17 protein-coding genes and 1 pseudogene are annotated in these 16,003 nt (G+C 39.2%); 8 read left to right on the top strand and 10 right to left on the bottom strand.

Features of this window, described 5'->3' with window-relative positions; genetic code table 11:
* Nucleotides 1-122: 122 nt before the first annotated feature.
* The 3 genes from typA to MSG66_RS12470 all read left to right on the top strand — a co-directional run bounded on the left by typA (nucleotide 123) and on the right by MSG66_RS12470 (nucleotide 3,115).
* The gene (gene typA / locus MSG66_RS12480) at nucleotides 123-1,958 is read left to right on the top strand and encodes a translational GTPase TypA (RefSeq protein WP_042897462.1); all 1,836 of its coding nucleotides are present in this window, start codon (nucleotides 123-125) and stop codon (nucleotides 1,956-1,958) included.
* Nucleotides 1,959-2,188: 230 nt separating this feature from the next.
* Nucleotides 2,189-2,620 (top strand): large conductance mechanosensitive channel protein MscL, encoded by a 432-nt coding sequence (gene mscL, locus MSG66_RS12475; protein ID WP_133971877.1) that lies wholly within the window; start codon nucleotides 2,189-2,191, stop codon nucleotides 2,618-2,620.
* 141 nt (nucleotides 2,621-2,761) lie between these two features.
* A complete protein-coding gene (locus MSG66_RS12470) occupies nucleotides 2,762-3,115 on the top strand; it encodes a gamma-glutamylcyclotransferase family protein (protein ID WP_133971879.1) in 354 nt (117 codons plus the stop codon).
* A 10-nt stretch (nucleotides 3,116-3,125) separates the two neighbouring features.
* Here MSG66_RS12470 and MSG66_RS12465 read toward each other — a convergent pair whose 3' ends face one another.
* Together MSG66_RS12465 and mutM are read right to left on the bottom strand one after the other, a co-directional pair.
* A complete protein-coding gene (locus MSG66_RS12465) occupies nucleotides 3,126-3,416 on the bottom strand; it encodes a peptidylprolyl isomerase (RefSeq protein ID WP_042897457.1) in 291 nt (96 codons plus the stop codon).
* A gap of 18 nt (nucleotides 3,417-3,434) precedes the next feature.
* Complete coding sequence (mutM, locus tag MSG66_RS12460) at nucleotides 3,435-4,259, bottom strand: bifunctional DNA-formamidopyrimidine glycosylase/DNA-(apurinic or apyrimidinic site) lyase (protein WP_133971881.1); 825 nt, start codon at nucleotides 4,257-4,259, stop codon at nucleotides 3,435-3,437.
* A gap of 75 nt (nucleotides 4,260-4,334) precedes the next feature.
* On the opposite strand from mutM, the gene MSG66_RS12455 reads away from it, so the two are divergent.
* From MSG66_RS12455 to MSG66_RS12440, 4 genes are all read left to right on the top strand, one after another.
* Nucleotides 4,335-4,901, top strand: a complete 567-nt coding sequence (locus tag MSG66_RS12455) for a DNA-3-methyladenine glycosylase (protein ID WP_133971883.1) — start codon at nucleotides 4,335-4,337, stop codon at nucleotides 4,899-4,901.
* 133 nt (nucleotides 4,902-5,034) lie between these two features.
* On the top strand, nucleotides 5,035-7,221 hold the full coding sequence (locus tag MSG66_RS12450; protein ID WP_324654269.1) for a TonB-dependent receptor: 2,187 nt from the start codon (nucleotides 5,035-5,037) through the stop codon (nucleotides 7,219-7,221).
* Between the two features lie 9 nt (nucleotides 7,222-7,230).
* Nucleotides 7,231-8,340, top strand: coding sequence for an NADH:flavin oxidoreductase/NADH oxidase (locus tag MSG66_RS12445; protein WP_324654268.1), 1,110 nt, complete (start codon nucleotides 7,231-7,233; stop codon nucleotides 8,338-8,340).
* Nucleotides 8,341-8,396: 56 nt separating this feature from the next.
* On the top strand, nucleotides 8,397-9,320 hold the full coding sequence (locus tag MSG66_RS12440; protein WP_324654267.1) for an AEC family transporter: 924 nt from the start codon (nucleotides 8,397-8,399) through the stop codon (nucleotides 9,318-9,320).
* A 34-nt stretch (nucleotides 9,321-9,354) separates the two neighbouring features.
* Here the strand turns inward: MSG66_RS12440 and MSG66_RS12435 are convergent, their stop codons facing one another.
* The 4 genes and pseudogenes from MSG66_RS12435 to MSG66_RS12420 all read right to left on the bottom strand — a co-directional run bounded on the left by MSG66_RS12435 (nucleotide 9,355) and on the right by MSG66_RS12420 (nucleotide 12,118).
* Entirely contained in the window at nucleotides 9,355-10,179 is an 825-nt protein-coding gene (locus tag MSG66_RS12435; RefSeq protein ID WP_324654266.1) for a tetratricopeptide repeat protein, read from the bottom strand.
* Between the two features lie 183 nt (nucleotides 10,180-10,362).
* Nucleotides 10,363-11,073: a DsbC family protein gene (locus MSG66_RS12430; protein ID WP_324654265.1), complete on the bottom strand. Its 711-nt coding sequence runs from the start codon at nucleotides 11,071-11,073 to the stop codon at nucleotides 10,363-10,365.
* A gap of 147 nt (nucleotides 11,074-11,220) precedes the next feature.
* Complete coding sequence (locus MSG66_RS12425; protein ID WP_324654264.1) at nucleotides 11,221-11,943, bottom strand: folate-binding Fe/S cluster repair protein; 723 nt, start codon at nucleotides 11,941-11,943, stop codon at nucleotides 11,221-11,223.
* A 59-nt stretch (nucleotides 11,944-12,002) separates the two neighbouring features.
* Nucleotides 12,003-12,118, bottom strand: a pseudogene (locus MSG66_RS12420) (hypothetical protein).
* A gap of 38 nt (nucleotides 12,119-12,156) precedes the next feature.
* Between MSG66_RS12420 and MSG66_RS12415 the strand changes: the two are divergent.
* Nucleotides 12,157-12,609: an SRPBCC family protein gene (locus MSG66_RS12415; protein ID WP_324654263.1), complete on the top strand. Its 453-nt coding sequence runs from the start codon at nucleotides 12,157-12,159 to the stop codon at nucleotides 12,607-12,609.
* A gap of 53 nt (nucleotides 12,610-12,662) precedes the next feature.
* Here MSG66_RS12415 and MSG66_RS12410 read toward each other — a convergent pair whose 3' ends face one another.
* The 4 genes from MSG66_RS12410 to rutC form a co-directional block, all read right to left on the bottom strand.
* The gene (locus tag MSG66_RS12410; RefSeq protein WP_324654262.1) at nucleotides 12,663-13,535 is read right to left on the bottom strand and encodes an NAD(P)-dependent oxidoreductase; all 873 of its coding nucleotides are present in this window, start codon (nucleotides 13,533-13,535) and stop codon (nucleotides 12,663-12,665) included.
* A gap of 15 nt (nucleotides 13,536-13,550) precedes the next feature.
* A complete protein-coding gene (gene rutG / locus MSG66_RS12405; protein WP_324654261.1) occupies nucleotides 13,551-14,903 on the bottom strand; it encodes a pyrimidine utilization transport protein G in 1,353 nt (450 codons plus the stop codon).
* 32 nt (nucleotides 14,904-14,935) lie between these two features.
* Nucleotides 14,936-15,499, bottom strand: a complete 564-nt coding sequence (gene rutF / locus MSG66_RS12400; RefSeq protein ID WP_133971900.1) for an NADH-dependent FMN reductase RutF — start codon at nucleotides 15,497-15,499, stop codon at nucleotides 14,936-14,938.
* A gap of 95 nt (nucleotides 15,500-15,594) precedes the next feature.
* Nucleotides 15,595-15,978 carry a pyrimidine utilization protein C gene (rutC, locus tag MSG66_RS12395; protein WP_133971902.1) on the bottom strand — a complete coding sequence of 128 codons (384 nt, stop codon included), beginning with the start codon at nucleotides 15,976-15,978 and terminating at the stop codon, nucleotides 15,595-15,597.
* Nucleotides 15,979-16,003 lie beyond the last annotated feature (25 nt).

Here is a 16,003-nt window from a genome sequence, read left to right as displayed (position 1 = left end):
TCTTTACAAAACGAAATACAGGCTATTAGAAATTTTTTTGTCAATGTCAATAAACTGTCACTACTCAAGAGTAGTGTTTTTCTGTATAATTTGCCCTCAAACTTTAGGCGTATCGAATTTACATGTCAGATATTAAAACACTCCGTAACATTGCCATCATTGCGCACGTCGATCATGGTAAAACGACTTTAGTCGACAAACTTTTACAACAATCAGGTGCATTAGGTGATCGCGCGGGTGAAATCGAGCGTGTGATGGATTCAGGTGCAATTGAAAGTGAACGTGGTATTACCATTCTTGCAAAGAACACTGCAATTAAATGGACCGATGCTCGTACGAATACAGAATACCGCATTAACATCGTGGACACCCCAGGACATGCTGACTTCGGTGGTGAAGTTGAACGTGTAATGTCGATGGTTGACTGTGTATTGTTATTGGTTGACTCTCAAGAAGGTCCAATGCCACAAACTCGCTTTGTAACTCAAAAAGCGTTTGCTCGTGGTTTAAAACCAATCGTAATTATCAACAAAGTTGACAAGCCAAGCGCGCGTCCAGACTGGGTTATTGACCAAGTATTTGACTTGTTCGACAACCTTGGCGGTTCTGACGAACAGCTAGACTTCCCAGTTGTTTATGCATCTGGCTTACGTGGTGTTGCTGGTCCTTCTCCAGAAGAATTGGCTGACGACATGACTCCATTGTTCCAAACAATTGTAGATATCGTTGAACCACCAGCAGTTGATGTTGATGGTCCATTCCAAATGCAAATCTCTTCACTTGATTATAACAGCTTCGTTGGTGTAATCGGTGTTGGTCGTATTCAGCGTGGTTCAGTTAAATTAAACACACCTGTAACTGTTATCGACAAAGAAGGTAAAACACGTAACGGTCGTATCTTAAAAATCATGGGTTACCATGGTCTAGATCGCGTTGACGTTGAAGAGGCAAATGCTGGTGATATCGTTTGTGTAACAGGTATCGATGCACTTCATATTTCTGACACGATTTGTGATCCGAAAAATGTTGAAGCTTTACCGCCGTTATCTGTAGATGAACCTACTGTTACGATGACTTTCCAAGTAAACAACTCACCGTTTGCGGGTAAAGAAGGTAAATTTGTTACTTCACGTAACATTCGTGAACGTTTAGATCGTGAATTGATTCACAACGTAGCATTACGTGTTGAAGATACTGACAGTCCAGACCGTTTCAAAGTGTCTGGTCGTGGTGAACTTCACCTTTCAGTTCTTATTGAAAACATGCGTCGTGAAGGCTTCGAAATGGGCGTATCACGTCCACAAGTAATTTTGAAAGAAGTTGACGGCGAAAAGCAAGAACCATACGAAAACGTAACATTTGACGTTGAAGAACAGCACCAAGGTTCTGTGATGGAACAAATGGGTTACCGTAAAGGTGAAATGACAAATATGGAAGTTGACGGTAAAGGCCGTATCCGTATTGAAGCAACTGTTCCTTCGCGTGGCTTAATTGGTTTCCGTTCTGAATTCTTGACCATGACTTCTGGTACAGGGATCATGACATCAAGCTTCTCGCATTACGGTCCAATGAAACAAGGTACTGTTGCGAAACGTCAAAACGGTGTGTTGATTTCTATGGTTCAAGGCGTTTGTTTGGGCTATGCATTATTCACATTGCAAGACCGTGGTCGTTTATTCGCTAAACCTCAGTTAGAAGTTTACGAAGGTATGATCATTGGTATTAACTCTCGTTCAGATGATATGGTTGTTAACCCAACTAAAGCGAAACAGTTAACAAACGTACGTGCATCTGGTACAGATGAAGCGTTAACGTTGACACCAGCTGTTGAATACACGCTTGAACAAGCACTTGAATTCATTGAAGATGATGAGTTAGTGGAAGTAACACCAAAATCAATCCGTATCCGTAAGCGTTACTTGACTGAAAACGAACGTAAACGTAACCGTGATAAATAATTTTTCTTAAATGAAAAGAAAAAACCGCTAAATTAATTTAGCGGTTTTTTTAATCGTTAAATCATATTTTTCTTATCAGACAATATGTTGTTAAAGTGTGAAATAACTTTCTTTTTTTGATAAAAATATTAAATTATCAATATCATGGCGAGTACTATCTAAATGGATAAGATGCCAATGAAAAAGAAAAATATAACGTGTTTTAACCCCCGACATCTGGAGATGTTTAGATGAGTATTATTCAAGAATTTAAAGAATTTGCCGTGAAAGGCAATATGATGGATTTAGCCATTGGTGTGATTATTGGTGGTGCTTTTGGTAAAATCGTAGACTCTTTAGTAAAAGATATTATCATGCCGCTTATCAGTGTAATTACTGGTGGTGGTGTCGATTTTTCACAGAAATTCATTGTTCTAGGAGCAAACCCTGCCAATCTGCAATCTTTAGATGCTTTGCAAAAAGCAGGTATCAATGTTTTAACCTATGGTAATTTCCTCACCATTTTAATCAACTTTATTATTTTGGCTTGGGTAGTTTTCTTAATGGTGAAATTATTAAACAGACTTCGCCGTGATAAGAATGAGCCAGAAGCTCCAGCTGCAACTCCTGAAGATGTTCAATTGTTACGTGAAATTCGTGATGAGTTGAAAAAACAGGCTTAACAGTCTTCTCATAAAAATAAAAACGGTACTAAAGGTGCCGTTTTTTATGACTAAGTATTTTATATTGGACTGAAGAAATTGATAAAATTGAAAAGCTACCAATAAGCTCAGCTACGCATATTGTAAAAGGGGTATAAATAAATGAATCAACTTTTTGTATATGGAACCTTATGCCCAAATAAAGCCAATGCTCATATTTTAGAGCAGATCGGTGGCAGTTGGACAAAAGCCAGCTTGCGAGGCGTGATTCATATTTTAGATTGGGGGCCAGATAAAGGATTAACTGCAATTGTTTTAGATCCCAAAGCCGATTGGGTTGAAGGCTATGTGTTTAGTACAGAAAAGCTGGAAGAAAACTGGAAAATGCTTGATGATTTTGAAGGATTTCAATATCAGCGTGTCGTCACGGATGTAAAGCTTGAGTCAGGCAAACAGATTAAAGCCTGGACATACCAACTGAATGCGCAGGCTCAAAGTTTTAAAAACCATAATTAATATAATGGAATCAACGTAAACTGCCCATTCTGAATTTAACTTCTAAAAGATGATAACCAAACTGACTCTTTATTGGACCTTGCAGTACGCGTTCAGCGGCTGTAAAAACGATTTTATCAATAACAGGTACCAGTTGCCCTTTTTTTACTTCACCAAGCTCACCACCGCGTTTTGCTGAGTTACACGTTGAATATTGCTTGGCAATTTTGGCAAAGTCAGCCCCATTTTGTAGCTTCTTTTTTAGCTGTTCAGCTAAGTCTTTATCTTTGACCAGAATATGGCGGACGATTGCTGTTTGCATTTTATCTTCCTCTGAAAATTAGAGCTTGTTGGGCTTTTTGAGGGGCTGGCACTGTGGACAAAATACACTAGCGCGTTGGCCGAGTTTAAGATTTTCTAATGTAGTCTCACAATTAACGCACATTTCTCCAGCACGTCCATAAGCCAAAAGGGTTTGCTGGAAATAACCATTTTCGCCCATAGCATTGCTGTAGTCCCGTAAAGTTGAACCACCTAAATCAATCGCTGATTTTAAAATGCGTTTGATTTCGACCACCAGTTTTTCTATCTGCTGGAAATTTAGGTCAGTAGCAGGCTGAGCTGGGTGAATGCCGACATTAAATAAACTTTCAGTTGCATAGATATTGCCTACGCCAACCACAACATGATTATCCATAAGTGCAATTTTTATGCCGACTGATTTATTTTTAAGTTTTGAAGCTAAATATTCTGCATTGAAGTCATTAGTTAAAGGTTCCGGCCCTAAAGTATCAATTAACTTCCCTTGTGTTTCAGGGTTTAGCCAGAGAATGCAGCCAAAACGACGTGGGTCGTGGTAACGTAATTCATGTTCTTCAAAGCGAATAATGAAGTGATCATGTTTTCGTAATTCATCTTGAGGATTGCATAAACGGAAGCTTCCTGACATTCCTAAATGCCAAAGCATTTGATCTTGTTCGAACTCTGCCAAGATATATTTTGAGCGGCGATTTAATCCAATAAGACGTTGCCCAACAAGTTTTTGAACATCATCAGGTATTGCCCAGCGTAAGCTTGGGTTACGTACTTCCACACTTAGAACTTTTTGATTCAATAGAGGAAATAAACTGGTTTTGGTTGTTTCGACTTCGGGTAACTCAGGCATGCCAACTCGCAGAATTAACAGATATACTGGAATAATCAAGTATATCGTGTGGTATGTAATATTTCAGAGATTACTATGTCAGATATTTTACCATTAAGCTGGTTTCAACGTGAAACTTCACAGGTTGCTCATGATTTAATTGGATGCGTGCTATGTAAGCGACAAGCTGATGGACACGTTGTTCGGTGTACGATTACCGAAACGGAAGCTTATTTAGGAATTCGAGATAAAGCCTGCCATAGCTATAATGATAAACGTACAGCTCGAACTGATGTGATGTATGGTTCAGGTGGCACGATTTATGTCTATTTAATTTATGGCATGTATGAAATGCTCAACCTCATTACTCAGATAAAAGGCATCCCGGAAGGGGTGATGATTCGTTCTGCATTTTTAAGTGGGGCTTCAACCAAAAAAGAATATAAGCTTTTAGCTGGACCCGGCAAACTGACACGCTATTTAGGCATTGATCGGTCTTTAAAAGGCCAGACTTTAGGTGAAGAATCTGGGCTATGGATTGAATCGGCATCAACGCAGCCTGAAGTGGTGATGACTCCACGTATTGGAATTGACTATGCCGAAGAAGCAAAAGATTGGCCGGAGCGCTATTGCTGGAAAGATCATCCATCTTTAAGCCGTTAACTCAAATCTAGAAATCAATTTTTAGATAACGAAAAGGCTGTTCTAGATTTATAACAATGCAGAGCGAATTCAATATCCAGACAAGACACTACTTTTTGTTATCATAACTACAATATAAATAAAGGAAATAAGCATGTCCTTATTACGCTTAGACCGACTTCATTACTGTATTTTGATGAGTATGGGCTGTATTTCTAGCCCACTTGTTTGGGCAGATGACTTAGCTCAAGACATTACGGTATTGCCAACTTTACATGTTGAAGCAACCCGTACAGATACAACTTATTTGCAAACACCAGCTTCGGTTTTTCGAATAGATGCGCCTCAAGTTGATACTTCTTCACAAGTAAATTTAACTGAAGTTGTGAAAGGCATACCGAGTTTACAGATTCGTAATCGTGAAAATTATGCGCAAGATTTACAGCTCTCCATGCGTGGTTTTGGTGCACGTTCTACTTTTGGTGTTCGAGGTATTCGTCTGTATGTTGATGGTATTCCTGCAACAATGCCAGATGGACAAGGCCAAACCTCTAATATTGATTTAAGTAGTCTGGACCATGTCGAAGTACTAACAGGCCCTTTTTCTTCGCTTTATGGAAACTCATCTGGCGGGACGATTTTAACGTCTACAAAAGAAGGACAGGGTAAAGACTCGATTGAGCTGAGTTACTCGGGTGGTAGCCACGATAAAAGTCGAGCGGGGCTTGTGCTACAAGGTGGTGCAAAGGGTGCGAATGAACCAAGTTATGTTATTAGTTCATCATATTTCGATACGGATGGTTACCGAGAACATAGTGGTGCAGAAAAAGTATTAAATAATGCAAAGCTCAGTTGGAATTTAGATGATGGAAGCAAGATCAATTGGGTGACCAACTATGTCAAAATTCATGCAGATGATCCGCAGGGCTTAACCCATGATCAGTGGAATGCTAATCCAAAACAACAAGTGCCTTTTTTAAAGCAATTTAATGTACGTAAAGATATTGAACAAACTCAAACGGGCGTGACCTGGTCTAAGCCAATTAATGATAAAAATGAACTTTATGCGATGGTATATTTAGGCAATCGCCAAGTGACACAATATCAATCGATTCCAAAAGGTGAAGTAACGCTAAAAGATGGTAAACCTATTTACTCAGGTCAAAAAAGTCCTACACATGCTGGTGGGGTAATTGATTTTGAGCGTAACTATTATGGTGCTGACTTCCGTTGGACTGGTAAAGAACTATTGCCGAATACGACGATTAGTGCGGGTATTGCACTTGATATGATGGATGAGGACCGCAAAGGCTTTGAAAACTTTAACTTAGTAAACGGTCAGCCTTCTTATGGTGTTAAAGGTAATTTACGCCGCGAAGAAGATAATACTTTGTGGAATATTGATCCCTATTTACAAGCTTCGTGGCAGTTCTTACCAACATGGCGTTTAGATACGGGTGTGCGTTATAGCAATGTGCATTACAAATCAAAAGATCATTTTACTTCAGGGCCTGATCAGTATGGGACTGTGAACGGTGATGATAGTGGTAAGACTGATTACAATAAAGTTTTACCTTCTGCTGCTTTAAGCTGGCAAATTTTACCTGAACTTATGGCCTATGTGAGTTATGCCAAAGGATTTGAAACGCCAACTTTTACTGAAATGGCATATCGTCCAGATGGTTTGAGCGGTTTTAATTTTGGTTTAACAGCATCAACGAGTGATACCTATGAAACAGGCTTAAAGTCACAGAATCAATTGGGTGATTTTACTTTGGCAGTTTTCCAAACTAAAACCAAAGATGACATTGTTTCAGCAGGGAATTCTAACGGCCGTTCAACGTTCCGTAATGCAGATAAAACTTTACGTGAAGGTGTCGAGTTTGCATGGAATAAAAAACTGTGGCGAGATTTAACTGCGACTGCTAGCTATGCCTATTTAGATGCGACCTTTGATGCGGATATTCCAGCCTCAGGAAGTGTTGCTCAAATTCCATCAGGGAATGCGATACCGGGTATAGCTAAAAATCAGGCTTATGCCTCTTTGGCTTGGCAGCCTACACACGGTCTATATGGTGGTGTAGATGTACAGTATATGGATAAAGTATACGTGAATGATACCAATAGTGACGCAGCGCCAAGCTACAGTGTAACCTCAGCTAACGTTGGTTATGCATGGGTGATGGGCGATTGGAAAGTAAATAGCTTTGCCCGTGTTGATAACCTGTTTGATAAAAACTATGCAGGTTCAGTGATCGTAAATGACGGTAATGGACGCTACTTTGAGCCAGCGGATGGACGTAACTGGAGCGCAGGTTTACGTGTAATTAAGCAATTCTAGGAATTAAAAATGGCAAAATTATTTGAAACGGTTAACTTTGGTTCACTACAACTGGTCAATAGAATTGTAATTGCCCCAATGTGCCAATATTCGGCAACAGATGACGGTGAAGTGACCTATTGGCATGAGCAGCAATGGGCAAATTATGCGTTGTCTGGTGCAGGACTTTGTATTGTAGAGGCGACTGCTGTGCAAGCTGAGGGACGTATTAGTTATGCTGACCTTGGACTTTGGAATGATCAGCAACGTGACCAAATCAAAACATTATTGGGTAAGGTTCGCACACTTTCACCGATGCCATTTGGAATTCAGTTAGCACATGCAGGCCGTAAAGCATCTACTGAAAAACCGTGGTTAGGTAAAGGTCAGATTGCAAAAGATCAGCCTCATGGTTGGCAAACGGTTGCTCCAAGTGAAAGTACCTTTTCAGTGCATGATGCTGCGCCGCATGCTTTAACCATTGATGAGATTAAACAAGTTCAACAGGATTTTGCAGCTGCTGCAAAACGTGCCGTAGAAGCTGGCTTTGAGTTAATTGAAGTGCATGGTGCGCATGGTTACTTGTTACATCAATTTTTATCGCCAATTGCGAATCAGCGTACTGATGAATATGGCGGTTCTTTAGAAAACCGTATGCGTATGACACTTGAAGTCCTGCAGGCGATTAAACTTGCTGTTCCAGATGGTTATCCAGTAGGAGTCAGATTGTCTGCGACCGACTGGTTGGATGGTGTAGAACACTGGGATGTTGAATCTACAGTTGGGTTATCAAAAGCTTTAGAGCAGTTGGGCGCAGCCTATGTGCATGTGTCTAGTGGTGGTTTGCATGAGCATCAATCTATTCAGATTGGAGCTGGCTATCAAGTTCCATTTGCTGAACAAGTCAAAAAGCATGTGTCTATTCCAGTCATTGCTGTAGGGCTAATTACTGAGCCAGAACATGCCGAACAAATTTTGGAAAATCAGCAAGCTGATGCCATTGGTCTTGCTCGTGCAATGTTATATGACCCACGATGGCCTTGGCATGCAGCAGCGGCTTTAGGTGCGGAAGTTAAAATTGCGCCTCAATATTTACGTTGCCAACCTCATGGGGTAAAACAGCTTTTTAATTCTTTTTAACTGTATCGGGCAAAGTCATCTTTGCCCGTTTTTCTTTAGATGAGTGAGGGTGGGCGGTGGTTTTTCAGGTTATTTTACCTATCTTGATATTGCTATTGATGGGCTATGTTTGTGTCCTCATCAAATTGGTAACGCCTGAACAGATCAAGGCACTTAGTGCATTTGTAATTAAAATTTCCTTACCCGCCTTTTTAATTCATTCTTTGGCAAATAAAAATTTACAAGATATTTGGCATCCTGCCTATTTTATTGCTTATGGCGGTGGCTCTTTAATTTTATTTTTCTTGGCTTTTATTCTCTATCGAAAATATTTTAAAAATAGTTTAACCCATAGCGCCGTAATCGCGATGGGCGCTTCTATGTCCAATACTGGATTTATGGGAACTGCTATTTTGACCATGTTGATTGGCAACCATGCAGCAATCTATATTTCTTTAACCTTAATCATTGAAAATCTATTGATTGTGGCACTCATGCTGATTTTGGCCGAGGCTGGGTTACATCAACAACAAAATCTTTTACCGCTGTTAAAACAAACCTTTTTAAATTTACTCAAGAATCCAGTGATTATTGCTATTTTGGTTGGCATGGGATGCATTCTTTTAGATGTTAATCTTCCTACCACGCTTGATCAGTCTTTAGAGTTACTTGGGCGCACGGCATCACCTTTGGCTTTGTTTGCAATTGGCGGCAGTTTAGTTGGGATTGGAATCACCACAGTAAACATGCCAAGTGTTTTATTGGCGACATTTAAAGTCATCTTAATGCCATCTGTTATTTTTGCGCTTTTTTTAATAACTCCCAATGTAAGCCGTGAAATGCTTTACGCAGGAACGTTAATTGCTGCTTTACCAATGCCAATTGCTTTTGGAATTTTTGGACAAGCATATGGCCTAAATGAAAAGGCCTTAACACCTTTAATGATTAGTACCGTTGTTGGCTTTATTGGGGTGAGCGGACTTATCGCTTTGTGGTGGTAAATTAAAAAGCCCCTCGCGGGGCTTAAATCATTCACTATTTTTTCGGGGCTGGCTGTGCAGGAGTAGCGGCTGGTTGTTTACTTTTTTCTGCAATAATTTTATCAACTGAAGCTAAAGATTCTCTAGCATTGGGAACATTTTGGTTAGCTAACTCAGTAAAAATCTTTTTAGCCTGTGGCAAATTTTGTGGAATGATATTGCCATTGGCCATCATTGTCGCTAAAGCCATAGAAGCTGGTGCATAACCTTTTTGTGCAATTGATTGTAAAGACTCAATGCCTTGACGTTTCATGAGTGGGTTTTTATTTTCTACACCTTGGCTAATATCATAAAAGGCTTTGACCTGAATCGCAGGGTAGTTGCCTTTTCTAATTAAAGGCGCTAACTTTTGCAGGGCAATTTGATGAGACTGTGGTTTTTTCTGAGCAAATAAAATCGTAGCAATTTTTACAGTCGCATCATCAGAACCTTGAGCTGATGCCTTTTGAATATATTGACTGAATTTATTGCTATCTTTGGTAACTCCTAGTTCACCTGTCTCATAGATTTGCGCAAGTGTATAACTCGCTTGTGCATAACCTTTATTTGAGGCATCTTCATAATATTTAATAGCTTTAGACGAATCTTTTGCTATGCCTTGCCCCATTTGAGTCATATAACCTAAGTTATAGATGGCTTGAGCATTACCCGTTTGAGCTAGGCGTTGCATTTCCTGAAATGCAGCTGGGTAATTTTTTGCTGCATAGAGTTGTTCAGCTTGTTTAAAAGCATCTGTTTTAGCAACAGTCGTAGTATTATCTGCCGCAAAAATTGATGCACTTGAAAGGGTGATTAGGCTTGCGATTAGTAATTTCTTCATTTCTTTTTAACCTTTTACTTCGTAGCTACATCAATCCATTGATGCATTAAATAGTTTCAAGTTTTCATCATAAATCTTGAACGCTGAAAGTAAACAGCCGATTTGTATATAAAGCACTGCACTTTGGGCAAATTGTGGAGAAAATAATAGCCACTCTGACAAAGTTCAAAATGGCTATCTGTATTATTTTGCTGACTTGAGTAATGCTTCAATTTGTTTAGCATCACTTGGTACACCCGAAATTCTTTGACCATCTTGCAAGAACAAAGTCGGTGTTCCATCAATATTTAATTTACTACCTAAAGCTATATTTTTCTGAATTGGAGTTGAACAAGTTTTGCTGGTCGTAGGTAACTTACGGTTAAGCATATAGTTTGTCCAAGCTTCTGCCGGATTTTTTGAGCACCAGATTTGAGTTGATACTTTTTCGGCGTTTGGATGCAAACTGGTCAGAGGGTAAAGGAAAACATATACCGTTACGTTATCAACCCCAACCATATTTTGTTCTAAGTGTTGGCAATACGGGCAATCTGGATCGCTAAAGATGTAGATGGTGCGTTCGCCTTTTCCTTTTACATATTTAATCGCTTGATTGAGCGGTAAGCTTTTAACATCAATCTTACCCAATTCAGCAATTCGTTCATCAGTCATATTTTTTTGTTGTTTAATGTCGACTAAATTACCTACGAAGAAATATTTGGCATCTTGGTTGGTATAGACAATACGACCGCTTGTATACACTTCATAAATGCCTTGTACAGGAGATTGAAAAATACCCTTTACAGGCAAATCGGGATAATTGGTCTTAAGAGTTTGTTCAAGTGTTTTAACGTCAGCATGAGCAGAACCGAAAATAGCCAAACTCAACATGAGTGTAGCAAGTTTAGTCTTCATCTTTTTTCTCTTTAATTTCAACAGGGTTAATGATGGCATATAAAACTTAAAAAATTGACGTTCTAATTTAATGAATTCATTAGTATTTTGTATCTATTAAAAAGCCCACGATATTATAGGTGGGCTTTTAACTAACTATAAAATTAGCTATTGTGGTCTAGCAACATCACCGCTTAAGGCTTCTGGTAAATCTAGAATTTTAAGGCCTAGCTCTTCAAGGACTGCGGGTTTAGCAACGACCAAGGCAAGATAGCCCTCATCATTTGCAACACTATTGACCACTTCAACATCGTTATGGAGTTGAGCTTTCGCCGCAGGTACTTCACCAATGCCTTGTACTACATGTAACCAATGTTTAGGTTTAGCTTTAAACCAAAGACGTGCCACGATTTCTTGACCTAGGTAACAGCCCTTGTCGTAATTGACACCTTCACGTTGATGTAAACGCAATTCTTGGGGTTGAAACTCGTGTTCAGTTGCCTGTGTAATCCAAGCTTGACCAGAAAGAATCGCTTGTTTTTGCCATTCAGAGATATCTGTTTCTACGGTGGAGAACTCAGTTTGATGACCCGCAATTTTTGGAAAAACAGTGCCTTGTTCACTTAAAGTCATTTTCGAAAAAGCACCAAACTTTTTAATATGTTTGGCAAACTCTTCTGCTTGATCTTGAGCAACTACAATTTCAAAACTTTCCGCATTAATCTTTTTTAACCATAAGCCAAAATGAATACGACCTTTAAGGTCACAAATGGCTGTATAGCGAGTTTCATTTTCAGCTAAACGTTCTGTATCTACAGTAACTTGGCCTTGTAAAAACTTTTGTGCATCTACGCCGTTTAAAGCATATGAGGAGAAAGCAAGCAGACTCATGATTAATCTCAAATTCAATATGTTTCTTTATGATTGCTGACTATTTTGCTCCATTTTTACTAAAAAATCAGCCATAGTTTTCGTAATTTGATTTTCTCCTGAAGATCGCTTTTTGTTTAAAAAAACACCAAAAATATACGTTCGAATAAATCGGAAGGTTTAAGCTAATAAACATAATTTCAATAATTTTAAGGAAATTAAAATAAGGAGAATATGATGGCAACAGGAACAGTAAAATTTCATCGCGTGTTTAAGGCACCAGCTGAGCGAGTTTATCGTGCATTTTTAGATCCAGATGCTTTAGTAAAGTGGTTACCACCTCATGGCTTTACTGCAAAGGTCCATAGTTTTGATGCAAGTGTTGGTGGCTCATACAAAATGAGTTTTACCAATTTTTCGACAGGATCAACTCACGCTTTTGGTGGAACCTATGTTGAGTTAGTTCCCAATGAGTTAATTCGATATAACGACCAGTTTGATGACCCAAATTTACCGGGAACCATGCAAGTCACTATTACATTAAAAACGGTATTAGTAGGTACAGAAGTATACATTACACAAGAAGGCATACCTGAAGTTATCCCTGTGGAAGCATGCTATTTGGGATGGCAAGAATCCTTATCTTTACTGACTTTGTTAATAGAAGCGGATATTCCTGATCAATAAAACGATTAATGAGAAATAAAAAAGCAGGGCTATAGCCATGCTTTTTTGATATTTCAATATAGTTCTAATTGATTGTGTTGTTCCAATATTTTAACTACAGCAGAAAAATCTATGTTTTGAGCATCGGTTTTATGTATCTGGTTAAACTGTTGTTGAATCAGATTTAAGGTGGGGAGATCTAAGTTACTTGCTGTGATCAAATCTATTGCAATATCAATATCTTTTTGCAATAAATTTAGAGCAAAGGTTTTATCAAACTTTCTGCTTAGAACACGTTGAGCCATAATATTTTCTGAAATATTGCTTTTTCCACTGGAGTGATTAATGCAATTTATAGCTGAATGTAAGTTAACCCCATGAGCTTTTAGTACACAGAGTCCTTCTGCAAGTGCCCACAAATGGGTTGCCATTAAAGTATTATTTACGGCCTTTACTGCAAATGCTGAACCACTGTCACCGACATATTCAATTAAACCTGCAAAAGCTTGAATAATTGGGCGAGCTTTTTCAAAGGAGATCTGATTTCCCCCAACCATCACTGTTAATGTTCCACGTTCGGCACCTATAGTCTGCCCAGAAACGGGAGCATCTAAATAATCCACACCTTGATGCTTGAGTTGTTGATTAAGTCTTTTGGCTATGTCGGGTACCCCGCTAGTGCAGTCTACCCAAATACAGCCTTGTTTTAGTTGAGAATCTGCAATTAAATTTTCTACATCTTGGCTAGTAGGTAAGCATGAAAAGATAATATCTGCTTGCAGAGCTTGTGTCAGATCTACAGCCTGCGTACCAAAGATTTGTTCATGTTGCTTTGCTTTAGCGAAAGTACGATTCCAAACATAGACTTGGCTACATACTTGGGTTAAATGGGAAGCCATATGCCATCCCATTGCACCTAAACCGATAAATGAAACACTTTGAATCAATGGATATCTCCTGATTTAGATATGTGGTACATGGTTAAGAGACTCCACAGGTTTCTCTACAGCATTAGTTCCTGTTGCTTCTGTACGATTGAGTAATAGGTTAAGAACAATTGCTGCAAGTGTCGCAGTTCCAATACCTCCTAAGTCAAATGGCCCAATATGTAGACTGAAATTTCCAGCGCCCATAATTAAGCTGACTGCCGCAATAATTAGCGTACTATTTTTAGTAAAATCAACTTTGTTATCGATCCAGATTTTTGCACCCGCAACAGTAATCAGACCAAATACTACAATCGAGGCGCCGCCTAATAAGGCAACAGGAATCGTACTGATGACTGCTCCAAATTTAGGAGAAAGGCCAAGCAAAATTGCGAACAGCCCCGCAACTACAAAAATAGTGGTGGAATAGACTTTTGTAACGGCCATTACCCCAATATTTTCAGCATATGTTGTCATGCCTGTACCGCCTATCGATGCAGATAAACTTGTACAAATACCATCGGCAAAAAAAGCACGACCCATATATGGAGATAGATTACGCCCTGTCATGGCAGAAACAGCTTTGAAATGTCCTAAGTTTTCAGCCAATAGAATAATCGCGACAGGTGCAATCAGTAAAATAGCATTGGTATTAAAAACAGGGGAATGAAAAGTAGGTAGACCAAACCATGCTGCTTGATTGATCACACTAAAATCAATTGGTTTACCTAACCCTAAGAGATTGGTAAGTAGAAAGTAAATAAAATAAGCACTGACTAGCCCGATGAGTAATAGAAGGCGGCGAATCATGCCTCGTGTAAAAACTGCAACTGTACTAATACATAAAATAGTAAGAACAGCCATCCATGTATCAAAGCTATTAGTAGAGACACTTTTAATTGTTACCGGAGCAAGATTTAAACCAATAATCATGACGATAACCCCAGTGACAATTGGCGGCATGAACCGTTCAATCCATGCAGTTCCAGTTTTCATGACCACTAAACCGATGAGTGCATAGATCAAACCACAAATTATGGTTCCTCCAAGAGCTAATGCAATGTTTGGGTTTGCTCCTACACCTGTGTAGCCTGTTGCTGCTGCGACTGCTCCAATAAATGCAAAGCTTGAACCAAGGTAGCTTGGCATGCGGCCACCCGTGATTAAAAAGAATAGGATTGTACCGATGCCCGTTATAAAAATAGTGAGGTTTGGATCAAAACCCATCAACAATGGTGCTAAAACGGTTGCTCCAAACATGGCAAAGGCATGCTGTAGCCCCAAAATCATACTTTTGCCTGGTGGAAGATATTCATCAAGCTGCACAGGTGTTTCTAAATTACCTGTATAAGGCGTAAATTTAGGAAACCATGGTTCTTTTGTTCGCATAACAGATCCTCTTTTTCATTTTTTTATCTGCATTAACATGCTGTTTGTAATTCGCAATAACTGCGGTTGAAATACATCAGTGCGTTAAGTCCACTTTGGTGTTTCATTGCTTTGACCGCACAAAACAAGACATCATGGCTACCGATGCTCATACTTTGTACAATTTCACAATCAAATGACACCAATGCCTCATTCAAAATCGGAGAACCAGTGATTAGCTTGCTCCATTCCCCATGAGCAAAGCGTTCTGGCATTGGTGTTTTCCCGCCGAATATTGTAGATAGCGTACTTTGATGGGCAGCTAAAGTATTGACGCAAAGCACCTCATTCTGTTTAAAAGTATTAAAAACTGATGCTGAGCGATTCAGACAAACTAATAGAGTTGGTGGTGTATCCGTTACACTGCATACTGCCGATGCAGTAAAACCAGCCTGTCCAGCAGGGCCTTCTGTTGTAATAACATTGACTGCTGCTCCAAGATTTGCCATTCCTTGTCTAAAAATATCCTGATTAATTTCTAAATGTATAGAACTGGGTTGGATATGAGATGTAGATAATAATAAGTCTGAAGCATTTTTTTTATTACATTTTTGCATGATTGGTCTCCGGCCCCGATACCTTTTTTCATGACGAATCGAGGCTAATACATTGTGTTATACCTGATTTGAGTTGGTTTAATTGTTGCCATCCTTCATCCCACGTGGGCAATTGATGCAATCTCAACTAATGCATCTGGCTTGACCAATCCTGTTTGAATACAGAAACGGGCAGGCTTATCGCCTGGAAAATATTCTGCATAAACTGTATTGATCGACGCATAATCTGCCCAATCTTTAATAAAAATTGAATTGAAGGTCACATCGTCCATTGAACCGCCAGCAGTTTCGATTACCTTTTTTATAGTTTCTAAAATATGGCGAGTTTGACCAGCAGCATCACCTACGTAGACCACTGTATTATTTTCATCAAAAGCTAGAGTTCCTGAAACATAAACAATATTGTCGGCTTTAGTTGCAGGTACATAAGGGGCTAGAGGAGCCGAGGTTCCTTCAGGAATAACAACTTGTTTTGGCATATTCTTTATCCTCATTTAGGCGTCT

The organism is Acinetobacter sp. IK31 (assembly GCF_035615195.1).
Taxonomy (GTDB): domain Bacteria; phylum Pseudomonadota; class Gammaproteobacteria; order Pseudomonadales; family Moraxellaceae; genus Acinetobacter; species Acinetobacter calcoaceticus_C.
This window is presented reverse-complemented; position numbering and strand designations above follow the sequence as displayed.